The following is a 21934-nucleotide window of genomic DNA, read 5'->3' as shown; positions in this document are numbered from 1 at the left end:
GTCGCCTGCGCGCCCCCATGCAAGGATTGAATATGGTTTTTGTGCTCAAGCACCTGCATCTCACCCTGATCGCCGGGGCCGTGTTGATGTTTATGCTCCGCTTCTACTGGGTACAGACCGCCACTGGCCGTGCCTATAGCGCGCCGGTGATGAAGGTCAGCGGCTGGCTCAACGGACTGGTGGTGCTCTCCGGCGTATTGCTCTGCATGGTGCTGGATCTCAACCCGATCAATAACGGTACACCCTGGCTCAGCGAGAAGCTGATGGCCATTCTGGTGCTGGTATTTCTGGCGGCGATGGCGCTGCGGTTGGCCAAAAGCAATCTGGTGCGCTGGTGCTCCTTTTTGGGTGTGCTCGGCTGGATCTACTTTATTGCCAAGCTGGCAGTGCTCAAACAGACGAGTGTGTTCGGCTAAGGCATGAAGAGAATGTTACAGATAGACGAATGGACCGATTTCGAAGCCCATGACATCACTGAGCTGGCGTTATCAGTCAGCGATGAGATTTATGGCTCGGTCGAGGAGGGGCTCCGCGAGCTGGATCTGCTGGACGAGTGGCTGGATGAACAGATTGCCGAGGGCACTTGCGACGAGGTGCGTCAGCAGTTGCTGCAAGGCTTCTACCACCGCCTCGGCTTTCACGGCGACTGGCAGGACTACTTCTCGGCCAGCAACTGCGATCTCAATCAGGTGCTGGTTCAGCGCAAGGGGATCCCGGTCAGCCTCGGTGTGCTTATCATCCAGCTGGGGCGCAAGCTTGGGCTCGATGTGGAGGGGATCTGCTTCCCCGGCCACTTCCTGGTGAGCTTTGCCGGTGGTGAGGGGGAGGTCTATGTCGATCCCTTTACCGGCGACGAGCTGAGTCTGGATCACATCGAGCTGCTGCTGCGTGGTGCGCTGGGGGATTTGGCGACCCTCACACCTGACTATCTGCAACCCTCCGGCCAGTGGGAGATCATCGAACGGCTGCTCAACGTCAGCAAGGGGGCGTTGCTGCGGGAAGATCGCATGGCCGAGGCGCTGCGCTGCAGCGAGCTGTTGCTGCGGATGAAGCCCGGCGATCCGCTGGAGACGCGGGATCGCGGCTTTATCTACGAGCAGCTCGATTGTCCCCGCCAAGCCGCTGACGATTTTGAATATTTTATTGAACAATGCCCGGATGACCCGGTCGCCGATGTGTTGAAACTGCAGCTGGCCGCGCTGGATCTGAGCCCCAAGCTCCTCCATTAAGCATGGCTTTGCGCTGAAACAGCAGAGTATCAAGACCGCTGCGCCTGGCTGCAACGGAGTAACTTGGCTTCAGGCCCTTTCATTAAGGAAGTCTTGGAGTTGAAACAGCAGAGTATCAAGACCGCTGCGCTCGGTCGTAACGGATTAACTTGGCTTCAGGTCCTTTCTTTAAGGAAGTCTTGGAGTTGAAACAGCAGAGTATCAAGACCGCTGCGCCTGGCTGCAACGGACTAATTTGGCTTCAGGTCCTTTCTTTAAGGAAGTCTTGGAGTTGAAACTGCAGAGTATCAAGACCGCTGCGCTCGGTCGTAACGGATTAACTTGGCTTCAGGCCCTTTCATTAAGGAAGTCTTGGAGTTGAAACAGCAGAGTATCAAGACCGCTGCGCCTGGCTGCAACGGACTAATTTGGCTTCAGGCCCTTTCATTAAGGAAGTCTTAGATGGAACAGAAGAGTATCAAGATCAACCAGATCGATGTTGCCAATGACAAACCGTTCGTGCTGTTTGGCGGCATGAACGTGCTGGAGTCCCGCGACATGGCGATGGCGGTGTGCGAGAAGTATGTGGAAGTGACCAGCAAGCTGGGCATCCCGTTTGTCTTCAAGGCGAGCTGGGACAAGGCCAACCGATCCTCCATCCACTCCTACCGCGGCCCGGGTCTGGAAGAGGGGATGAAGATTTTCCAGGAGCTGAAAGCGACCTTCGGCATGCCGGTGATCTCCGATCTGCACGAGCCCCATCAGGCCAAGCCGGTGGCCGAAGTGGTTGATGTTATCCAGCTGCCCGCCTTTTTGGCGCGTCAGACCGATCTGGTGGAGGCGATGGCCCGCACTGGCAACGTCATCAATATCAAGAAGCCGCAGTTCCTGAGCCCAAGCCAGATGAAGAACATCACCGACAAGTTCGAGGAGTGCGGCAACAATCGGCTGATCCTCTGCGAGCGTGGCGCCAACTTTGGCTACGACAACCTGGTGGTGGACATGCTGGGTCTGGGCGTCATGAAGAAGAGCACTGGCGGCTATCCGGTGATCTTTGATGTGACCCACTCCCTGCAGTGCCGTGATCCGCTGGGGGCAGCCTCCGGTGGTCGTCGCGAACAGGTGACCGAGCTGGCCCGTGCCGGTATGGCGGTCGGTCTGGCCGGTCTCTTTATCGAATCCCATCCGGATCCGAAAGTTGCCCGCTGCGATGGCCCGAGCGCCCTGCCACTGGAGAAGCTGGAAGGCTTCCTCAAGCAGATGAAGGCCATTGATGACCTGATCAAGGGCTTTGAGCCCCTCGATACATCGGCCTGATCCACTGCACCGGTTTCATGGTGGCAACCCGCCATGCAGCCAGGTTGTTCAGGTAAAATAGCGCGCCTTGCAACTGGCGGGCTTAAGTAAAAATGGGGGAGGCATGACGCCTCCCTCTTTTATTGCATGCAGCAATCTGTCTGGAGCTTGTGGCCACTTTTTCAGCAAGCAGCGCACTCAATGATCATGGGCGCTAGGTTGATGAGGGAGGCTGGATTTTGCCGTACTGGACGGGTTGCAGGCGAGCGAGGGTAGTAAGGGGCACAAAAGCCGAGTCCGGAGTCATCACGGACTCGGCTGGGTGGGGTTAGATCCGCCCCTGATAGCGCAGGGGGAAGCGGCCCTGACTGTCGGGCTGGCCGAGGAAGGGGAGCCCTTGCTGCATCTGCGGTGGTAGTTCTGGGCCCGGTTTCAGTGAGCCCTGGAACAGGTACTGACCATTGGCTTGCAGCTCGAGGCGGCCCATGGTCTGTACTGCATCTGAGCCCTGCTTGAGTTCGGCCACCAGTTTGGAGTCGAGGCAGGTGATCTTCAGCTCGGGATCGGCCAGTTCCAGCTTGCCTGCCGGGGTATCGGCGCTGGCGTTGTACCAGTCGAGAGTGCCGTAGAGGCTGTCACACCAGGGGGTGCCCTGGGCAAACTGCTCCACCTTGAGCTGCAGCTGGCCGCTGACGGTGAGCGGGATTGGCAGGCGCATCGGCACCCGGCTTAGCAACCAGGGGGCGGGGGCGTTGAGGATCAGATCCCGGCCGAAGGCGGCGCCATTCCAGCCGACCACACCCTGACCATTGAGTCCGTTGCGATCGCCAAAGCGAATGGCCACTTCGGGGGCGAAGCGCAGCAGCGACCAGCCGTTGAGATCCCAGCGCAGCTGGTTTACCGATTCGCTGGCATATTGCAGTCGGGCGATCTGGCCATTCCAGATAGTGCCGCTCACTCCTTCCAGTTGCAGCAGGTTGGCGACGTTGGCAGGCAGCGGCAGATAGCGCGCCACCAGCGCTGCAGGCAGGGTGGCCAGCAGGAAGAGCAGATAGGCGGCCAGAAACAGGCTGGCAATCAGGATGCGTTTTTTCATTGTGGACGACTCAACTGCAAACGTCTGACCTTGACCAGACCCGGGGCCAGATCCTCGCGGGCGATCTCGATAATTTGAACCTCAATGCCGTGCTGCTCCACCAGCGTGGAGAGCCAGATCAGCAAGTCATCGAACTGGACCGTGTCGATCCACACCTGCAGCTCCTGCCCCTGGGGTTGCAGTCGGGCAATCTTGATCTTGTGGTTGAAGGCGGTGCGGTTGACGACGCCCTCCAGAGTGCCGGAGGTGTCGATCTGACGACCCGAGCCACCCTGCATGGCCAGCACCTCTTCCCCCTTCTCCTTGAGCCAGGCGAGGGTCTGCTGCTGGTTCTGCACCTGCCGCTCCCGCTCGGCAATGCGATTATTGATCGGTTGCCAGACGCTCCAGTAGAAGAGGCCGACCAGCAACAAAACGCCACCTGCGACCACCAGCCGCTGTTCCCGTGCGGTGATGCCGTGCCACCAGCTCTGCAATTTTTCCATCATGATGATTTACCCTTGAGCACCAGTGCGCCCTCTACCTTGCCCTCGGTGCTGCGCACCTCGCCCTGTTGCACCTCGAATTGCTTGCCGGCCAGCTCACGGAACCGCTCGATCTCGGCAAAGCCGGGGGCGGTCACCTGCAGCCGCAGCTCGTGGCGACTGGCATCAAAGCGCATCACCTGGGGCTTCAGGCCGGGTACTTCGGCAAAGGTGGGGGCCAGCTCGGTGAGCATCAGCAGCACGCCGTTTTGCGGGGCTTGTCCCATCTGTTGCAGATGCTGGGTCATCTGGCTGCGCACGTTCACGATGCGGCTCTCTCCCGGGAAGATGCGGGTATAGACGGCACGGATCTCCGCTTTTAGCGCCTTGTCCTGCTCGCTGAGCTGATAGAGCTGCACCCCGCGCTGGCAAAGGGCCACCAGCAGCAACAGACCCGCGGTGATGACCACCTTGCGCCACTGCAACCAGTAGCGGGCATACTCGGTCTGCGGTCGGTAGGGGCCGGTCAGCAGGTTGCCCCGGCAGGTGAGGGCCCCTTTGGCCAACAGCAGCATGGGCAGCTCTGGCTCCGCCGCCTGCCAGTTGGCGGCGGCAATGGCGGGCACCGGAGTGTGGCTGTGGATGGTGACCGGCTCCGCTTCCGTCGCCAGCAAGATGGCCAGCAACGGCTCGTCGGCGACGATCCCCTGACAGGGGCCCTGGCTCACCAGCCACTCGTTGCCCAGTTGCAGCGCAGACCAGCCATCCGCGGCCTGTGGCAGCGCCAGCACATCGGGCAGCAGTTGCAGGCTTTTGAGGCCAGCGGCATCGAGCCAGCCGAGCCACTCGTCCATCTTCTGCCGATCCACCGCCATCAGGTCGACCTGCTGGCCTTCGTGGGCCAGCACCACCAGATGGAGCTCGTCCACGTCGGAGGCGATCTGCTCCTCCAGCAGGTAGGGGAGGGCCGCCGCCGACTGCCGGTTGTAGCGACCCGGCAGGGTGACGCGCCGGAAGATCAGATCGCTGCCCGGCACTAGCGTGACCACGGGGCGGCCACCGGCCCGCTCCTGCAGCTCGCTCAGGGAATCGGCCGAGGGCAGGGTGCCGGAGGCGATGATCTCCTGCTCCTGACCGGACCAGACCAGCCAGGTCACGGGTTGTTGTTTATTGGTCCCCAGTCGGATGACCAGACTTTCGCTCACGCATCTCTCTCCTGCGATACCTGTTTGCAAAGGGCGTTGTGCGCCTTGGCAACCGGTGTGCAGCCCGCAGGCTGCATCCAACATCTCTCGTACCCACGGGCGAGTGCTCGGGGGAACGCTGTTTATTCGGCGCCGCTACTGAGGCGGCGCAGCATCACCAATTTATTGTCCTTGCCCCGCTGGAACAGGGTTTCGAGCCAGGCCCGGTTGTCGCCGACCTCGGCCACGACTCGGGCTTCGAAGAAGTCGCTCTTGACCACCAGCGCCTCTTTCAATCCTTTCACTGAATCGACCGGAGCGAGCATATCCGTCATCAGCTTGCTCTCTTTCCACCCCTTTTGTGGTCGCTCGTTCAATACTCGTTTGGCATCATTGCGCCCGATAGTGCCCAGATAAAGAGCGACCAGCAGCTCGGGGCGATCCGGTGCCAGAGTATTGATATTGATCTTCAACTTGTCGTTGGGCAGGGCGCAAACATAGGGTGCCAGCTTGGCATAGACCCTGGCCGTTACCCCGCGCACCGCCCGCAACTCATCCTTGCCCAGCATCCACTGGTTGGCGGTCAGATAGGGGGGCTTGAGCCCCTCGTAATAGGCGTCCTCTGCGCCAAGGCTGGAGACCAGCACCGTATCCTTGTCAGTCCAGTCACGGATGGCATCGGTGAGCTGGGCTGCCTCGTAGTCATCCATCGCCAGTTGCTTGAGCAGTTCGCGAAACACCTGCACCGGATAGGGCTGCTGCGCCAGCTCCTCGCCGCTCCCCGCCTTGGCGGCCACGCTCAGGCTGTTGAGGTTAAAGCAGGATTGCAGGTCGGTCACCTCGCCCTTGAGCTGGCCATCATCTACCGGAAACACCGTATTCTTGCGGGCCCAGTTCTGGCTGAGGTTGACCACCTCGGGGTTGTCCTTGAAATCCTGTGTCAGCACCTTGCTCACCAGCGCTTCCGCCGAGAGGGCATACCACCACGCCTGTTTGCCGGTGGTGATGTTGGCGGTACGGCGCAGCTCCAGCTGCAGGCGGCCGCTCATATTGCTGGCGATGATCACCATCACCGAGAGGATCAGCAGCACCACCAGCAGCGCCATACCGCGTTGGCGACCGGGAGCGGCGAGATTAGCCCGCATTGGCGCTACCCCCGTTCTGGCTGTCACCATTACCGCCGTTGCCGTTGCCGTTGCCGTTGCCGTTGCCGTTGCCGCCGTTGTTCCCGTTGTTGTTGCCGCCCCCTTGGTCGGGGTTGCTGCTCTGGCTGTTCTCTTCGGCGCGCTGGCCACCGGCACCGATCAGGAACTGACGGCGAATGGTGCCGTAATCCTCCAGATCCAGCTCCACCGCCAGCCCGTGGGGCAGCACGCTGCGCTGGGTCCACTCCTCCTTCCAGTTGCCCTTGCCGAAGAAATAGAGGCGAAACGCCGTGACCCCTGTCAGCACCGGCTGGATGCGCGGCTCGGTGCCGATCACCGGATCCGGATAGAGGTAGCTCAGGCGCTCCAGTTTCTGATCCTTGAGGCGCCAGCCGACCCGCTGCAGATGGGAGCGGGGCAGCATACCGTCCGGGTTGAGCCAGCCGCTGCGCATAAAGGCCATGCCCCAGTCATCGCTCTGCTGGCCGAAACGGGAGGCCGCCAGCAGCACCTTGTTGTTCTCCCCATCGATGCGGCCGCTGCGCGGCACCATCTGGGTGATGTCTCGCTCCAGCAGGGTGAAGGCGAGCTGCAATTCATTGAGGCGGGCCTCCTTGCGCTTGGCCACCTCGTCGCTGGTGAGCACCCCCTGCAGCACCTGATAGGCCCCCAGGCTGAGGCTGGCGAAGATGGCGATGGCCACCAGCATCTCCAGCAGGGTAAAACCGCTCAGACGAGCAGGCCGGGTGTGCGGCAAGCGAATTGGCGATCGCACTCTCGGCGTCTCGAGCAGGGTGAAACCGGCGTGACGGACGGAGCGAGGCGTGTGGGCGGAGTGCTGGGTCATCGGCTGATATAGGTCCGCATCATGGCGACCGGGTTTTCGGCCTTGGCCTCGGTGCGCACTTCCATATCGAGCGCCCGGAAGTTGTTGTCGGCGGTGGCGACGCCGCGATAGCGCCAGTACCAGGTGCTGCCCGCCATCTGCTCATCCCCTTCCACCCAGCTGTCGCCGGGCCACTTGTTCTCGAGCTTCTGTTGCACCAGCTGGTTCTCCACCACCCAGGTGGCGAGGGTCTTCTGCTCCAGATAGTTGAGGGCCGAGAGGTGTTCGCTGGCGGTTTTCATTACCGCCAGACCCGCGATGGCAAAGACGGCCAGTGCGACCATGACTTCGAGTAGTGTCATGCCCCGGGCTTTCATTCGCTCACCTCTTCATCTTCATCGCCGGTGAGCAGGGTAAGACGGCCGAACTCGTCCCCCTTGACGATGCGGGTGTAGCGGGCATCGTCATCCTGCTGGGTGAAGGTGAGCACGAACGGGCTCAGCTCGCCGCCCGGGAAAATAAGCAACTGCGGGGTGCGCTCCTTCTGGTCGCGCGTCTGCTCGGTTTTCTCGTCGGAGTCCGGCTGCCAGCCAAAGCCTTCCAGCTCCAGGGTCAACGTTATGTTCTCGACCAGCTGTACCGGCCCCAGCTGCTTGTCGCCAGTCAGGGCCAGCCACTTGCGATCCTTGGCCTGACGCTGCATAAACTGCCAGCCATTCTCCTCGATGCGAATGCCTACCAGCCGGCCATCCATCACCGCATACTCCTGTGCCAGCTGAACAGTCGCCATCAGACGGCGCGCCTGTTTGTCGATCTCCCTGTCACCTCTGGCGCCTCCCATGCTGAGGGTAACGGCGGTGGCCACCAGTCCCATCAGCATGGCGACCAGCAACACTTCCAGCAGAGTAAAGCCGGATTGGCGATGAAAGGAGAGAGAGCGCTTCATGCAGTCAACTCACAAGGAGTGCGGTGGCGGCACATCACTTATTGGAAATCCTTCAGGTTCCAGTTGCCGATGTCGTCATCGGTACCGGCTTCGCCATCCAGACCCATGGAGAAGATATCGATCTTGCCGTACTGGCCCGGGCTCAACAGTTGATATTGGTTACCCCAGGGATCTTGTGGCAGCCGCTTGATGTAGCCCCCTTCACGATAGCTGCGCGGTGCCGGGTCGATGGTCGGTTTGGTCACCAGCGCATCCAGACCCTGCTCGGTGGTCGGGTAACGGTTGTTGTCCAGCTTGTACATATCCAGGGCGTTTTCCAGCGCCACGATATCGGAGACCGCTTTCTGCTGGTCCGCTTTCTCCTTGTTGCCCATCAGGTTGGGCACCACCAGACTGGCCAGAATGCCGAGGATCACGATGACCACCATGACTTCCAGCAGGGTAAAACCGGATTGACGACGCTTTTGCATGAGTTACTCCCTCACAGATGAGATGGCATGAACCATCGACGATTGATTGTTAAACCGCGATCGTTCGATTACGCCTGTCGGCTAATCGAACCTACGAGGTCGATTGGATTGGTAGGTTCGAATAGGGTCGCGTATTCGGACATCCGAACCTTACATATTCACCATATTGTTCAGTTCGAGGATCGGCTGCAGGATCGACATCACGATAAACAGCACCACCCCGGCCATGGAGACCACCAGCATGGGTTCGAACACCCCGAGGGCGATATTAACCTGGGATTCAAACTCCCGATCCTGGTTGTCCGCCGCCCGCTCTAGCATGCTGTCGAGCTCGCCGCTCTGCTCGCCGGAGGCGATCATGTGCAGCATCATGGGCGGGAAAATCTTGGTCTCGGTCAGCGACTTGCGCAGACTGGTCCCCTCGCGCACCCGTTCGGCGGCTTCGAGAATGCGCATTCTGGCAAAGTCGTTGGAGAGCACTTCGCCGGCGATCTTCATCCCCTCCAGCAGCGGCACCGCACTGGCGTTGAGGATGCTTAACGTGCGAGCGAAGCGGGCGGTGTTGAGGCCGCGGCTGACCCGGCCAATCACCGGCAGGCCAAGGATCACTTGATGCCAGTGGCGGCGACGCTTTTCATCGGTGAGCCACCAGCGCCAGACAAAGCTGCCGAGGAAGATCAGCAGCAGGAACCAGAGGCCGTAATGCTGCATCAGCTCGCTGGTGCCGATGAGAAAGCGGGTGGTGCCCGGCAGCTGCTGACCCATGTGTTCAAACTGGGCCACCACCTTGGGCACCACCGCGGTGAGCAGGATTGAGATAACCCCGATAGCCACGCAGGTGAGCACGATGGGGTAGATCATCGCCTGCAGCAGCTTGGTGCGCATATGCTGGCGCTGCTCGGTGTAGTCGGCGAGGCGGTTGAGCACCTTCTCCAGATGGCCCGACTTTTCACCGGCTGCCACCATGGAGCGAAACAGCTGGTCGAACACATGGGGAAAAGCCCCCAGCGAGTCGGCCAGCGAATACCCTTCTACCACCTTGCTGCGCACAGTCGCCACCAGAGAGCGCAGATGGGCTTTTTCGCACTGCTCGGCCACCGCCTTGAGCGCCTCTTCGATGGTGAGACCGGCCCCCACCAGAGTCGCCAGCTGGCGAGTGATCAGGGCCAGCTCGGCGGTGGAGGCGCCACGACGGAACAGGGCGAAGCGGGTCGCTTCCCGCTTTGCCTTCTCGGTGGTCTCGTGCACCTCGAGGGGGGTGAGCCCCTGTTCGCGCAGCAGCTGGCGCACCTGACGGGCCGAGTCGCCCTCCAGCACGCCGCTCTTGCTGCGCCCCTTGTTGTCGAGGGCCTTGTATTCAAATGCCGCCATCTCAATCTTCCCGGGTCACGCGCAGTACCTCTTCGAGGCTGGTCTGCCCCTTGAGGACCTTGTCGATGCCGTCACGGCGGATGCTGGGAGTGTGGCCGCGGATCAGCCGCTCGATGGCTAGCTCACCGCTGGCACTGTGAATGGCTTCACGCACCGCTTCATCGATCACCACCAGCTCGTGGATGCCGGTCCGGCCACGGTAGCCGGTGTGGTTGCACAGCTCGCAGCCCACCGGCCGCCACACCTGCTGATCGGGAGCCAGCTCGATGCCCATGGCGAGGCGCTCCTGCTCGGTGATGGGGCGCGGGGCGCGGCAATCGGGGCAGAGGGTGCGCACCAGCCGCTGGGCCAGCACCGCCAGCAAGGACGAAGAGAGCAGGAAGGGCTCGATCCCCATGTCCCGCATCCGGGTGATAGCGCCGATGGCGGTGTTGGTGTGCAGGGTCGACATCACCAGGTGACCGGTGAGGGAGGCCTGCACCGCGATCTGGGCGGTCTCGAGGTCACGAATTTCACCCACCATCACCACATCCGGATCCTGGCGCAGAATAGCGCGCAGGCCGCGGGCGAAGGTCATGTCCACCTTGCTGTTGACCTGGGTCTGGCCCACCCCTTCGAGGTCATATTCGATAGGGTCTTCCACCGTCAGAATGTTGCGATCCCGGGAGTTGATTTCAGACAGCGCCGCATAGAGGGTGGTGGATTTACCGGAACCGGTCGGGCCGGTGACCAGAATAATGCCGTGGGGCTTGCGAATAAGCTCGCTGATGATGGTGCGGTTGGCCGCGGTCATCCCCAGCTGCTTGAGTTCGAGGCGCACGTTGTTCTTGTCGAGCAGACGCAGTACCACCCGCTCGCCGTAGCTGGACGGCATGGTGGAGACCCGCACGTCGACAGCGCGGCCGCCGATCCGCAACGAGATACGGCCATCCTGCGGTACCCGCTTCTCGGCGATATCCATGCGCGACATCACCTTGATCCGCGAGACCAGCAGCGAGGCCAGCTTGCGATGGGGGCGCAGGATCTCCCGCAGTACCCCATCGATACGAAAGCGAATGACCAGTGCCCGCTCGAAGGTCTCGATATGGATATCGGAGGCCTCCTCCTTGATTGCTTCGCTCAGCATGGCGTTGATGAGGCGAATGATGGGGGCATCGTCGTCGGCATCCAGCAGATCTTCGCTTTGCGGCAGCTCTTCAGCCAGGGCGAAGAAGTCCATCTCGTTGCCGAGATCTTCCATCAGCTGGCGCGCCTCGGAGGAGTCGCGCTGGTAGTGGGCCATCAGTAGCTCTTCGAAGGCGTCGTTGTCGAGCTGCTCCACTGCGAAGCTGCAACCCGCGACCCGCCGCACTTCCAGCAGGGCCTGCGGGGTGACACCGGGGCGGCACTGCAGCACGGGGGCGCCGTCCCGCTCAATCAGGATCACCCCGAAGTTGCGGGCAAAGACAAAGGGGAGCTCGGGCAGTGGCGCAGGCCCGACGCTGCCATCCAGATGGTAGGCACTCATCAGGGCTTACTCTGCACAAACGGGGTGGCGGTCTCGACAGTGTTCTGCTGTCTGCTCCGCATCTCGTTGATCTGCTTCTGGATCTCTTGTTGCAGCTCGGGCGATACCATCACATCCTGGCCGTAGGCGGGCAATACCTGACGGGCGGGGGAGGTGAGATACCCCTCCTGGGCGGCGGCATTGAGCTGCTCGGCGCGGAACAGGGTGTATTTGCTGCTGGAGATACCGGAGTAGACATCGGCATCGCGCAAGATGGTGGGCCGGATAAAGACCATCAGGTTGCGCTTGGAGGTGGTGTTAGAGGTGGAGCGGAACAGATAGCCCAGCACCGGAATATCGCCAAGCAAGGGCACCTTGGAGACCTGCTCCTTGGTCTGTTCGTCCATCAAACCGCCCAGCACCACGGTTTCGCCGCTTTTGACCAGCACTGCATTCTTGACGGTACGGGTATCGAAGGTCGGGCCAAGGTTGGCAGTACCGGTCGCCTGGGTCTGGGCGACGCTGGAGACCTCCTGCTCGATATTGAGCAGCACCGAATCCCCTTCGTTGATCTGCGGGGTGACGGTCAGCTTGGTGCCCACCGTCTTGCGCTCGATGGTGTTGAACACCTGATCGCTGGTGGTGGAGCTTTGCGAACCACTCTGGACCGGGACCTCCTGACCGACGTTGAAGGAGGCCTCCTTGTTGTCCATGGTGACGATACTCGGGGTGGAGAGAATATCGTTCTTGGTATTGGAGGCCAGCGCCGTGGCCAGCATGGCCCAGTCACCGCGATAGAAACCGGCGGCCATGCCATTGAACTCTTTCAGCAGATTGGCAGCGCTGTCGGTCTTGCCATCCTGGTAATCCTTGCCAGCAATGATGGCACCGCCAATGGGCAGGCCAGAGTTGGTGAACTGGGTGCCACCGCCGTTGGCATTGCCCCACTGGACGCCAAGGGTGAGGCCATCGCCATCCTGCATCTCGACGATGATCGCCTCCACCAGCACCTGGGCGCGGCGGATATCGAGCTTGGCCACCACCTGCTCCAGTTCGGACATCACGTCCGGCTGGGCGGTGATGACCAGCGCATTGGTGGTCTCGTCGGCTGAGATCGCCAGCTTGCCACCACCGATGCTGGCGCCACCTGTGGTTGCGCCGCCGCCCTTCTTGTCGGCCTCGATGCTGGAGCTGACCCCCTTGAGCACCTCGACCATATCTTTGGCCTTGCCATATTTGAGGTAGAGGACCCGGGTGTTGCCCTGGCTTTGCAGGTCGCGGTCGAGCTGGCGCACCATCTGGATGATGCGGGCGCGCGCTTTGGGTTCACCACTCACCACCACAGAGTTGGTGCGCTCGTCGGCCACCACCTTGGGGGAGAGCAGCAGGGAGGCGGTGCCGCCCTGTGGGTTGCCATCCTTGTTGAGGTTGGTCACCAGCCGCACCATTTCACCCGCCGAGGCGAACTTGAGTTTGATGATGTCCACATCCTGATCGCCGGCACGGTCGACCCGGTTGACCACTTCCACCAGCCGGTTGACCACGGCGGCGCGGCCGGTGATCAGCAGTACGTTGGAGGGCTCGTAGTGCACTACGTTGCCACCACCAGCGTTGTCGTTGAGCTGACGCAGCAGCGGCGCCAGTTCACGGACCGAGACGTTGCGCACTGGTACTACCCGGGTCACCATCTCGTCGCCCATGCCCGGGTTGTTGCCATCTACCACCGGAATGGCGGAGGTCTTGGCATCCCGCGAGCGCAGCACCTTGAGCACCCCGTTGTCCATCGGCACCACGGCAAAGCCGTAGACATCGAGCACGCTCAGGAAGAACTGGTAATACTGCTCCTCGTTGAGCAGGTCGTAGCTGCGCACGTTGATCTTGCCGCGCACCGATGGCTCTATGATGATGGTTTTATTGAGGTTCTTGCCCACCGTATTGATGAACTCTTCAATGTCGGTGTTCTTGAAACTGGCAGCGTATTCGGTGGCCCAGGCTGAGCCCGCCATCATCAGTGCCGCAGCGATAGTGGCCAGACGCCAGCCTTTTCCTTTAGTGGTCATTCTTGATACGACTCCAAATCATTATTCTGACAAGCGCACATAGATGTCGAACTGTTCGCCCTGTCGCTCGACGGTCACTGTCATTTCCGTTGCGCCAGCCAGCTGCTGCATCGCCTGCATGGCTTGCATATTGTCCCGTAAATCCAGTCCGTTGATGCTGATGGCCAGGTCATTGGCCTGCAGCCCGCTCTGGTTGAAAAACTCAGGGTTGCTGCCCGGATTGAGGCGATAGCCGGTCATGCGGCCATCCACCTGTACCGGGGAAATATTGAGGTAATCGGTGATCTTGGCCGGGTCGGCCATCAGTTCGCTACGCAGGGAACTAATAGGAGCGCCACTAGCCGTTGGTGGCAGCGGCTTGCCATACTCCTCGCCATCCAGCATCAGGGTCTCGTCACGGCCATCGCGCTCGATGATCACCCGATCCGGATAGACCTGCCGGATCCGTGTCTGGGTGCCGTCAATCATATCGCCAATACCATAGGAGTTCTGGATACCGGACATGGCGATGATGGCGATGGATTTGGCGGGATCCGAGCTGGCCAGCACACCACTTAACTGAGCATTGAGCTGGGTGCGTGGCGCATTGGCGGCCACGGAGGCTTTGGCCTGCGCCTTGGGGAGCGCCTTGCCAAACAGCGCCAGTCGGCTTACCTCGCCCAGTTCAAGGTGCGGGTTGCTCTGGCCGTTGACCGCCACGGCGGAGGGTTGCCACGGTTGAGTGGTTTGCGGGCTTGCCAGGGTGAGCAGACGCCAGGTGAGGGCGGCGCTCTGTTGCGCCAGCATGATCAGCAGCGCCAGCAAGGCCAACTGGCTGACTCTGGTCATGGGAAGCCGCCGGCACCGGGCCAGCAGCAGGGTCAAGGTCTCATCCCTGAATCTTAGTGTCATATTAATCAACAAATTCCAGGCTCTGGGGCGGCTGCGTATTGTCTACGGCCGGTGGCTGTGACACAACGGGTCGGAGCGCGCCAAACCGTAAAAATGGATATTTCATCACACCCTGATCCTTTGAATGCTCATAAAAGTGGCACTCAGGTGAGGTGCATCCTGCTTGCTTGCGAATATCTGGGCCCGGTGCGTACTCACCCTTGCCAATCCTGCAGCGCCTTGAGGGATACGCTCTGTCCGGCAACTTGCAGCACTATGTATTGCTGGTCGATGGTAGCGAGCACGACCCCCGGCGCGATTTCGCTCCCCTCCCGGTATTCACGACCATTGAGCACCACGGCCCGTTTGGCGGGGTTGGAGGAGAACACATGAGAGCCGTAGCTCAGCTGTGGCACTTGCTGGCGCACCGACTGGGGGGCCGAGCCCAGCGCCATCAATTGGGCCGGTTGCACGTTCTGGCTGGCGGTGTGTGGCGTCTCCTGCAATGGGGTTTCATTGAGTGCCCGCATCAGCTGCTCGGCCAGACTCAGCGTGGGGGGATTCCCCTGACTGGCCCCTTCGTTTCTGGCTACCGCTCTGGGTTGGACCACCGGCTCTGGCAGGGGGGGGGGCAGCGGACGGGTTACCATCGCCTTGGGTTCGACCCGCACGAAGGGGGGAGTGATCACCTCTTTCACCTCCACCTTCTCCTCGATGGGGCGCAGGTGGATCAGATGCCAGCCATAGTTGGCTCCCGCCCCCAGCAACAGGGCCAGGGGAGCCAGCAGCCAGCCGATGCGGCGGCGGCTGCGCTCCTCTTCCCGGGGCATGGGCAATCCCATGGCCGGAATATGGGTGGAGAGTTGCGGCTGCTGCGCACGGTGCAGCGCCTTGAGCAGGGTAGACATCAGGAGGCCTCCTCCAGTCTGGGCATGGGTTCACCGGAGAGGGCGTTGAGACGGAGCAGGGTATTGCTGCCCGCGATGCCATCAGGGGTCAGCCCCTGATCTCGCTGAAACTGCTGCAGCTTGTTTTTGAGCTCGCCATCGAAACGGTGCACCTTGCGCTCGGGTTGTTGCAGCGCACGGCTGAGGGCATTGTCGAGCCACTGGAGTTGGGTGATACCCGCATTGTTGCCAATCAGGGGCACACCTCCCTTTGGCATTCGCCAGAGCAGGGTGTAACTGCCGCCCCAGTTGTCGCTGAGCCACTGGCGATCCACCTGCCAGCTCTGGTCGCCGATCAGCAGGTTGGCCTTGCTTGGCCCCAGATTGACCAGGGTCGCATAGTAGAGGCCACCAGTCTGGTCGGTGAGGGTGATCATGGCGGGATACTGCAGGGCGCGCAGCTCGTCGAGGCTCGCCTCTCCCTCCTGACAGCGCAGACCGGCCCGAGGGGCGTTGTCGCAAGTTGCCTCGAACGGTTCCGGCTCATAACCCCAGACCCGATAGAGATTCTGCATGGCGCTGTCGGGGTCGATGGCCTGATTGATCGCCTCGGTCAGCTGCTCCTGCTGCTCGGCGGTCTCATCTATGGTGACCGGCACCTCGACCCTGACTACCGGACGGGTGGGGAACACACCGAAAAATTGCCAGCCCCACCAGCCTGCGGCCACCAGCAGGGCGCCTGCCAGCGTCACTATCAGACCGGAGGCCCAGCTTCCTTCGTCCCGAACGCCATTGACCTCGAAGGCGGCCTGGCTGATATCGCTGTGGATAATTTTGTAGCTGCCACGGGCGAAAGCGGCGATCAGGGCGCGGTCGCAGATAAGGTTGATGAAACGGGGGATGCCGCCACTCAGGCGATGGAGCGTCTTGATGGCACGCGGGGTAAAAATAGGTTGCACGCAGCCCGCAACTTGCAGCCGGAAGCGGACGTAGGCATCCACATCGCTGTGGGAGAGCGGCAGCAGGTGGTAGCGGGCGGTAATGCGTTGGGCCAGCTGGCGCAGCAGGGGCTGGCGCAGCATCTGTTGCAGCTCGGGCTGGCCGATCAGCACCACCTGCAGCAGTTTTCGTTCGTCGGTTTCGAGGTTGGTGAGCAGACGCAACTGCTCCAGTACGCCGGGCAGCAGGTGCTGCGCCTCATCTACCAGTACCACGCTGCGCTTGCCTGCCGCCAGGTTGGCCAGCAGGTGATCGCGAATAAGGTCGAACAGCCGCTTGATCCCGGCATCCTCGGGATAGGGGAGCTGAAACTCGTCGCAGATGGCGGCCAGCAGATCCCGTTCGGTCAGGGAAGGGTTGAGGATATAGGCGATCTCGGTCTCGGCGGGCAGCTGTTGCAGCAGGCAGCGGGAGACGGTGGTTTTGCCGGTGCCCACTTCGCCGGTCAGCAGCACAAAGCCGCCGCCATCCTGCAATCCATAGTTGAGATGAGCAAGGGCTTCGCCGTGGCGCTCGCTCATATAGAGGTACTTGGGATTGGGCGAGATGGAAAACGGGTGTTCCGAGAGGCCGAAGAACTGTGTGTACATGAGGGTATTCTTTTGTAGCCGGCGACAGATGAAAAATGTCTCCGGATGATAGCAAACCTCGCTTTCATTGGAAGCCATCATTGGCGCCGGAGGGCAAATTGCGGCCTTTTCCTGCCATCTTGTGACCCCGGTTATGTCATTGGCATGAAACCCGGATCACAAAATGACAAAAGACAGCTGCAAATAAAGGGAGCTAGCAATATCTGCCCAGCGTGAACAGTACCGCGTGTGCCGCTGCACCTATGACTGTCAGAGCTGTTTTCGCGCTTTTTATGACGCCGGTTGCGTTGTCTGCCATCACGGCTGGTCCCATTCAGTGGTGATCCTGAAACTGCGCAGCAATCTCCCTGAACTGCGTCTCGCAGGCGAGAAAAGCCGCAATGATGGCGGGATCAAAATGGCTGCCACTCCCTTTGACGATGATCTCCTTCGCCTCCTCATGGCTGAAGGCTGGCTTGTAGACCCGCTTCGAGATGAGGGCATCGTAGACATCCGCCACTGCCATCAGCCGCCCGGAGAGGGGAATAGCCTCACCTGCCAGCCCAGCCGGATAGCCGCTGCCATCCCACTTTTCGTGGTGGGTGAGGGAGATCTCCCGGGCCAGCCGCAGGAAGGAGTTGGAGCCCAGCTGCGCCTCGGCAGTGGCCAGTGCATCGGCGCCGATCTGCGGGTGACGCTTCATGATGGCGAACTCTTCATCGGTCAACTTGCCTGGCTTGAGCAAGATGGCATCGGGAATGCCCACCTTGCCCACATCATGCAGCGGGGCTGATTTGAACAGCAGATCGATGGTGGCGTCATCGAGTGGGTAGCGCTCCCAGTCGCTGCCGCTGAGGTATTGCGCCAGTGTCTTTACGTAGTGCTGGGTGCGGATGATATGGGCTCCGGTTTCGTTATCACGGGTTTCCGCCAATGAGGCGAGACCGAGAATGGCGACGTCACGGGTCAGATTAAGCTCATCGCTGCGGGCTTTCAGTTCGCCGATCATCTGATTGGTGCTGGCCGCGATAACACCAAACTCGTCATCCCGGGTGATGGGGACCCGGGCATCGAAGTCACCGCACTGTACTCTGGCCATGGTGCGGGTCTGCTGGCGCAGGGAGAGGCCGAGATTGCGGCCATAACCGTGGATGATGAGGGCGAGATAACAGAAGGTCACCGTCATTACGAAGGCGATCTCCCAGAGAATGTAGTGCTGGGCATCGACCCTCGGCAGGCTGCGCTCCACTGTCACCAGCCACTCCAGATCCTTGTTGAACAGCAAGAAGAATACGCCCCCCAGCAGGGTGAGGGTCGCCAGGGTAAAGAGGGTAAACTTGCGTGGCAGCGGCATGGCCAGCGGGTGGCTTAGCGTCAGACTCAGCTCATCTTGTCGTGCTCTGGCTTGATGCCAGTCTCGCTCCAGAGTCAGGTCTGCCGCCACCAGAAAACCGAGGGTGGCCATTCCGAGCAACACTTTAAGGTGGCTTTCCAGAGAGAATTCATGGACCAGCGCGTTGTAGCAGGAGATCAGCAGGGCGCCCAGCAGATAGAAACCTACCTCAAGGGCAAATCCGTCCAGCCCGTTGCGAGGTAAAGGATGCCGTGAGAGCAGTATGCTGCGCACGGCGAACATGATGGTGAACGTCACCAGAGTTGGTCCCAGCAACTGGGGCAGGGGGAGATTCTCGATCAACGGGCAAACCTGCCCGCCATAGAGACAAAATAGTGACAGGGTTATCCCGTAGTGCAGGGCGCAGCGCCCCGTGATCCTCTGCATATTCCCACCCATGTTGCTGGTTATTGTTATGTCGGCGGGAGGCCCGCCATTACAGGCGTCGCAGCAGCAGGCTACCGATGGAGTAACCCGCGCCAAATGAGCAAAGCACACCGCGGGCCCCCGCAGGAAGGTCGCGATTGTACAGATGAAACGCGATGATGGAACCCGCCGAGCTGGTATTACCATAGCTATCGAGAATGATCGGCGCCTCCTGCTGAGTGGCATCATGGCCAAGCAGCTTGCGGCCGATGAACTGGTTCATGGTGAGGTTGGCCTGATGGAGCCAGAGCCGGTTCAGGCTCTCGGCGGGCCAGCCCTGCTCATCGAGCTGGCCGGCTATCTGGTCGCACACCAGCGGCAACACCTCCTTGAACACCTTGCGACCCTGCTGGCGGAACAGCTTGTCGTCGCTGTAGCGGGTACGCGGGCTGAGCCGGTTCAAAAAGCCGAAGTTGTTGCGAATGTTGTTGGAGTACTGGGTCACCAGCTTGCTGGCTACCAGTTGCCACGGATTGGCCACCTTGCAATCTGCTTCCCGCTCCAGCAGCACTGCGGTGCAGCCATCGCCGAAGATAAAGTGACTGTCTCTGTCCCGGAAATTGAGGTGCCCAGAGCAGATCTCAGGATTGACCACCAGCGCCACGTTGGCAGTGCCGGCCGCCAGCATGTCCGCTGCCGTCTTGATACCAAAAGTGGCGGAGGAGCAGGCCACGTTCATATCAAAGGCCAGGCCACCCGCCCCCAGATAGTGCTGCAGCTCGATGGCCAGTGCCGGATAGGGGCGCGGCATATTGGAGGCGGCCACGATGACCAGGTCGATCTCACCCGGCTCGCGGCCGGCGGCGATCAGCGCCTGCTCGGCGGCAGCCACTGCCATCTCCACCATGATGGAGGGCATCTCGTCGGGCCGCTCCGCCAGCAGCGGCTGCATGATATCGGGGTTGAGCACCCCTTCGCGGCTCACCAGATAACGGCTCTTGATGCCGGAGGCCTTCTCGATGAACTCGCAGCTGGAGTGCTGCTTGGCTGGGAGCTGGCCGGCATCGATGGCGGAGGCGTTCTCCTCGTTGTAGAGATCCACATACTGGTTGAAGGCGGCCACCAGCTCTTCATTGCTGACGGCAAAGGGTGGGGTATAGAGGCCTGAGCCACTGATCACGATAGAGGTCATCTTTGCTCCTCGCCGGGTTCACTCCCGGCTTGTTGGTCTGTTCGGGTAGAGAGGGTCACAGCTGGTCGATGGCCGCAGCCAGACCCGCCAGAGTCAGCGGATGCATCCGTCCGCCAACCACGTCATTCATCAGTTTGATGGAAGGATGCCAGAGCCACTCCCGGCGCGGGGTGGGGTTGAGCCACACCAGCTTGGGAAAGTGCTGTTGCAAGCGGGTAAGCCACACCTGACCCGACTCCTCGTTCCAATACTCAACGCTGCCGCCCGGCCAGGTGATCTCGTAGGGGCCCATGGTGGCATCCCCCACCAGGATCACCTTGTAGTCGCTGCCGTAGGTACGCAGCAGGCGCAGGGTATCGAACCGCTCCTCAAAGCGGCGGTTGTTATCCTTCCAGACGAAGTCATAGAGGCAGTTGTGAAAATAGAAGTACTCCAGATGCTTGAACTCGTGGCGCAGGGCAGAGAAGAGGCGCTGCACCTCGGCAACGTGGGCATCCATGGAGCCCCCTACATCGAAGAAAACCAATAGTTTGACCCCGTTGTGGCGCTCGGGCCGCAGCTTCACATCGAGCCAGCCCTGGCGGGCAGAGCTTTTTATGGTGTCGTCAAGATCCAGCTCGTCGGGATTGCCTTTGCGCACCCAGCGTCTGAGTTTTCGCAGTGCCAGCTGGATGGCGCGCTGGCCAAGCGGCGAGTCGTCGCTGAAGTTGCGATAGTGGCGGGCCTCCCACACCTTGGCCGCCTTGCGGTGCAGCCCTTCTCCCCCCATGCGCACCCCCTCGGGGTGAAAACCGCCGTGGCCAAACGGGCTGCTGCCGCCAGTCCCTACCCACTTGTTGCCACCGGCGTGGCGCTCTTTCTGCTCGCTTAATCGCTGGTTGAGGGTCTCCAGCAGCTTGTCGAGTCCGCCGAGGGATGTGAGCAGCGCCTTCTCCTCTGGGCTCAACAGTCGCTCGAACTCCTGGCGCAGCCACTCCTCGGGCAGGCTCTCCGGCAGCAGGGGGATGGCTTCCTGCCCCGCGTAGTACTCGGCGAAGGCGCGATCGAAGCGATCGTAGTGGGCCTCGTCTTTTACTAGCAGGCAGCGGGAGAGCTGGTAGAACGCATCCATATCGACAGCGACCAGCCGGGCGGCAAGCGCTGCGTGCAAGTCCAGCAGTTCGCGCAGGCTGCAGGGGAGCTTGTGGCGGCGCAGGTGGGTAAAAAAGTCGATCAGCATGGGTCAGCTGCCGCGCCGGGCCAAAAAGGCGAGCTTCTCGAACAGATGCAAATCCTGCTCGGTCTTGAGCAGGGCACCATATAGCGCGGGCACCAGCTTGCCGGGTTCGCGGGCGCGCATCGCCTCGGGGGCGACATCGTCGGCCAAGAGCAGGCGGATCCAGTCCAGCAGCTCTGAAGTAGAGGGTTTCTTGCGCAGTCCCTCTACCTCGCGCAGCTCGAAGAAGAGATCCATCGCCTCGCCAAGCAGGCTCTCCTTGAGGTCGGGATAGTGGAGTTTGACGATGGCCTGCATCTCGACCTTGTCGGGGAAGCGGATGTAGTGGAAGAAGCAGCGGCGCAGGAAGGCATCCGGCAGCTCTTTTTCGTTGTTGGAAGTGATGATGACCACCGGCCGCTGGCGCGCCTTGACTCGCTCACCGGTCTCGTAGACGTCGAACTCCATCCGATCCAGCTCCAGCAGCAGATCGTTGGGGAATTCGATGTCGGCCTTGTCGATCTCGTCGATCAGCAGCACCGGTCGCTGCTCGGCGCAGAAGGCCTGCCACAGCTTGCCCTGGCGAATGTAGTGACTGATATCGGCCACTCTGGGATCGCCTAGCTGGGAGTCCCGCAGCCGGGCAACTGCATCATATTCGTAGAGACCCTGCTGAGCCTTGGTGGTGGACTTGATATGCCAGGCAATGAGGTCTGTGCCGAGATGGTTGGCCACCGCCTCCGCCAGCACCGTCTTGCCGGTACCCGGTTCCCCTTTGATCAGCAGCGGTTTTTCGAGGGTGATGGCGGCATTGACCGCCATCTTCAATGCATCGGAGGCGAGATAGTGGCTGCTTCCTGAAAATCCCATAACGTCGGTTCCTTTGACGATTGGCAGCCCGGATCACGGGC

At 61.1% G+C, this 21934-nt stretch carries 20 protein-coding genes and 1 pseudogene; 3 read left to right on the top strand and 18 right to left on the bottom strand.

All coding sequences use genetic code 11. From position 1 onward, the window contains the following. The first annotated feature begins 32 nt into the window (after positions 1-32). The 3 genes from BN1117_RS15450 (at position 33) to kdsA (ending at position 2525) form a co-directional block, all read left to right on the top strand. Positions 33-416: a SirB2 family protein gene (locus BN1117_RS15450; protein WP_040098795.1), complete on the top strand. Its 384-nt coding sequence runs from the start codon at positions 33-35 to the stop codon at positions 414-416. A 12-nt stretch (positions 417-428) separates the two neighbouring features. Beyond that, positions 429-1229 (top strand): SirB1 family protein, encoded by an 801-nt coding sequence (locus BN1117_RS15445; protein WP_040098793.1) that lies wholly within the window; start codon positions 429-431, stop codon positions 1227-1229. Positions 1230-1670: 441 nt separating this feature from the next. Then, the gene (kdsA, locus tag BN1117_RS15440; protein WP_040098792.1) at positions 1671-2525 is read left to right on the top strand and encodes a 3-deoxy-8-phosphooctulonate synthase; all 855 of its coding nucleotides are present in this window, start codon (positions 1671-1673) and stop codon (positions 2523-2525) included. Between the two features lie 307 nt (positions 2526-2832). Here the strand turns inward: kdsA and exeN are convergent, their stop codons facing one another. From exeN to BN1117_RS15350, 18 genes and pseudogenes are all read right to left on the bottom strand, one after another. After that, entirely contained in the window at positions 2833-3600 is a 768-nt protein-coding gene (gene exeN, locus BN1117_RS15435) for a GspN family type II secretion system protein ExeN (protein ID WP_040098790.1), read from the bottom strand. Further along, entirely contained in the window at positions 3597-4088 is a 492-nt protein-coding gene (exeM, locus tag BN1117_RS15430) for a GspM family type II secretion system protein ExeM (RefSeq protein WP_040098789.1), read from the bottom strand. The genes exeN and exeM overlap by 4 nt, the downstream gene beginning before the upstream one ends. Beyond that, positions 4085-5269, bottom strand: coding sequence for a GspL family type II secretion system protein ExeL (gene exeL, locus BN1117_RS15425; protein ID WP_040098788.1), 1185 nt, complete (start codon positions 5267-5269; stop codon positions 4085-4087). The genes exeM and exeL overlap by 4 nt, the downstream gene beginning before the upstream one ends. A 122-nt stretch (positions 5270-5391) precedes the next feature. Continuing rightward, the gene (exeK, locus tag BN1117_RS15420; protein ID WP_040098787.1) at positions 5392-6393 is read right to left on the bottom strand and encodes a GspK family T2SS minor pseudopilin variant ExeK; all 1002 of its coding nucleotides are present in this window, start codon (positions 6391-6393) and stop codon (positions 5392-5394) included. Positions 6394-6517: 124 nt separating this feature from the next. After that, positions 6518-7102 (bottom strand): annotated as a pseudogene (gene exeJ / locus BN1117_RS15415) (GspJ family T2SS minor pseudopilin variant ExeJ); the annotation flags it as partial. Between the two features lie 134 nt (positions 7103-7236). Next, the gene (exeI, locus tag BN1117_RS15410; protein WP_021229089.1) at positions 7237-7596 is read right to left on the bottom strand and encodes a GspI family T2SS minor pseudopilin variant ExeI; all 360 of its coding nucleotides are present in this window, start codon (positions 7594-7596) and stop codon (positions 7237-7239) included. Next, the gene (exeH, locus tag BN1117_RS15405) at positions 7593-8165 is read right to left on the bottom strand and encodes a GspH family T2SS minor pseudopilin variant ExeH (protein ID WP_040098786.1); all 573 of its coding nucleotides are present in this window, start codon (positions 8163-8165) and stop codon (positions 7593-7595) included. The genes exeI and exeH overlap by 4 nt, the downstream gene beginning before the upstream one ends. A 38-nt stretch (positions 8166-8203) precedes the next feature. After that, positions 8204-8635, bottom strand: a complete 432-nt coding sequence (exeG, locus tag BN1117_RS15400) for a GspG family T2SS major pseudopilin variant ExeG (protein ID WP_040098785.1) — start codon at positions 8633-8635, stop codon at positions 8204-8206. 150 nt (positions 8636-8785) lie between these two features. After that, entirely contained in the window at positions 8786-10006 is a 1221-nt protein-coding gene (exeF, locus tag BN1117_RS15395) for a GspF family T2SS innner membrane protein variant ExeF (protein WP_040098784.1), read from the bottom strand. A gap of 1 nt (position 10007) precedes the next feature. Beyond that, the gene (gene exeE / locus BN1117_RS15390; protein WP_040098783.1) at positions 10008-11513 is read right to left on the bottom strand and encodes a GspE family T2SS ATPase variant ExeE; all 1506 of its coding nucleotides are present in this window, start codon (positions 11511-11513) and stop codon (positions 10008-10010) included. Then, the gene (exeD, locus tag BN1117_RS15385) at positions 11513-13552 is read right to left on the bottom strand and encodes a GspD family T2SS secretin variant ExeD (protein ID WP_040098782.1); all 2040 of its coding nucleotides are present in this window, start codon (positions 13550-13552) and stop codon (positions 11513-11515) included. Before exeD ends, exeE begins: the two co-directional genes overlap by 1 nt. A gap of 21 nt (positions 13553-13573) precedes the next feature. Then, positions 13574-14416, bottom strand: coding sequence for a GspC family type II secretion system variant ExeC (gene exeC, locus BN1117_RS15380; RefSeq protein WP_156130012.1), 843 nt, complete (start codon positions 14414-14416; stop codon positions 13574-13576). A gap of 221 nt (positions 14417-14637) precedes the next feature. Then, positions 14638-15330 carry a GspB family T2SS assembly factor variant ExeB gene (gene exeB / locus BN1117_RS15375; protein WP_040098780.1) on the bottom strand — a complete coding sequence of 231 codons (693 nt, stop codon included), beginning with the start codon at positions 15328-15330 and terminating at the stop codon, positions 14638-14640. Then, on the bottom strand, positions 15330-16898 hold the full coding sequence (locus tag BN1117_RS15370; protein WP_040098779.1) for an ExeA family protein: 1569 nt from the start codon (positions 16896-16898) through the stop codon (positions 15330-15332). The genes exeB and BN1117_RS15370 overlap by 1 nt, the downstream gene beginning before the upstream one ends. Before the next feature lie 313 nt (positions 16899-17211). Further along, positions 17212-18657, bottom strand: coding sequence for an HD domain-containing phosphohydrolase (locus BN1117_RS15365; RefSeq protein WP_040098777.1), 1446 nt, complete (start codon positions 18655-18657; stop codon positions 17212-17214). 49 nt (positions 18658-18706) lie between these two features. Then, positions 18707-19828, bottom strand: a complete 1122-nt coding sequence (locus BN1117_RS15360) for a beta-ketoacyl-ACP synthase III (protein ID WP_040098776.1) — start codon at positions 19826-19828, stop codon at positions 18707-18709. A gap of 55 nt (positions 19829-19883) precedes the next feature. After that, on the bottom strand, positions 19884-21047 hold the full coding sequence (locus BN1117_RS15355; protein WP_040098774.1) for a vWA domain-containing protein: 1164 nt from the start codon (positions 21045-21047) through the stop codon (positions 19884-19886). Between the two features lie 3 nt (positions 21048-21050). Next, positions 21051-21893, bottom strand: a complete 843-nt coding sequence (locus BN1117_RS15350; RefSeq protein WP_040098768.1) for an AAA family ATPase — start codon at positions 21891-21893, stop codon at positions 21051-21053. Between the last annotated feature and the right edge of the window lie 41 nt (positions 21894-21934).

Source organism: Aeromonas australiensis (assembly GCF_000819725.1).
GTDB lineage: Bacteria > Pseudomonadota > Gammaproteobacteria > Enterobacterales > Aeromonadaceae > Aeromonas > Aeromonas australiensis.
Note: the sequence above shows the minus strand (reverse complement) of the source record. Positions and strands in the feature narration are given on the sequence as shown.

Bases quoted from the DNA above. Each gene is read 5' to 3' on its own strand.
- BN1117_RS15450 (WP_040098795.1), top strand. From the start codon at position 33: ATGGTTTTTGTGCTCAAGCACCTGCATCTCACCCTGATCGCCGGGGCC.
- BN1117_RS15445 (WP_040098793.1), top strand. From the start codon at position 429: ATGTTACAGATAGACGAATGGACCGATTTCGAAGCCCATGACATCACT.
- kdsA (WP_040098792.1), top strand. From the start codon at position 1,671: ATGGAACAGAAGAGTATCAAGATCAACCAGATCGATGTTGCCAATGAC.
- exeN (WP_040098790.1), bottom strand. From the start codon at position 3,600: ATGAAAAAACGCATCCTGATTGCCAGCCTGTTTCTGGCCGCCTATCTG.
- exeM (WP_040098789.1), bottom strand. From the start codon at position 4,088: ATGATGGAAAAATTGCAGAGCTGGTGGCACGGCATCACCGCACGGGAA.
- exeK (WP_040098787.1), bottom strand. From the start codon at position 6,393: ATGCGGGCTAATCTCGCCGCTCCCGGTCGCCAACGCGGTATGGCGCTG.
- exeI (WP_021229089.1), bottom strand. From the start codon at position 7,596: ATGAAAGCCCGGGGCATGACACTACTCGAAGTCATGGTCGCACTGGCC.
- exeH (WP_040098786.1), bottom strand. From the start codon at position 8,165: ATGAAGCGCTCTCTCTCCTTTCATCGCCAATCCGGCTTTACTCTGCTG.
- exeG (WP_040098785.1), bottom strand. From the start codon at position 8,635: ATGCAAAAGCGTCGTCAATCCGGTTTTACCCTGCTGGAAGTCATGGTG.
- exeF (WP_040098784.1), bottom strand. From the start codon at position 10,006: ATGGCGGCATTTGAATACAAGGCCCTCGACAACAAGGGGCGCAGCAAG.
- exeE (WP_040098783.1), bottom strand. From the start codon at position 11,513: ATGAGTGCCTACCATCTGGATGGCAGCGTCGGGCCTGCGCCACTGCCC.
- exeD (WP_040098782.1), bottom strand. From the start codon at position 13,552: ATGACCACTAAAGGAAAAGGCTGGCGTCTGGCCACTATCGCTGCGGCA.
- exeB (WP_040098780.1), bottom strand. From the start codon at position 15,330: ATGTCTACCCTGCTCAAGGCGCTGCACCGTGCGCAGCAGCCGCAACTC.
- BN1117_RS15370 (WP_040098779.1), bottom strand. From the start codon at position 16,898: ATGTACACACAGTTCTTCGGCCTCTCGGAACACCCGTTTTCCATCTCG.
- BN1117_RS15365 (WP_040098777.1), bottom strand. From the start codon at position 18,657: ATGCAGAGGATCACGGGGCGCTGCGCCCTGCACTACGGGATAACCCTG.
- BN1117_RS15360 (WP_040098776.1), bottom strand. From the start codon at position 19,828: ATGACCTCTATCGTGATCAGTGGCTCAGGCCTCTATACCCCACCCTTT.
- BN1117_RS15355 (WP_040098774.1), bottom strand. From the start codon at position 21,047: ATGCTGATCGACTTTTTTACCCACCTGCGCCGCCACAAGCTCCCCTGC.
- BN1117_RS15350 (WP_040098768.1), bottom strand. From the start codon at position 21,893: ATGGGATTTTCAGGAAGCAGCCACTATCTCGCCTCCGATGCATTGAAG.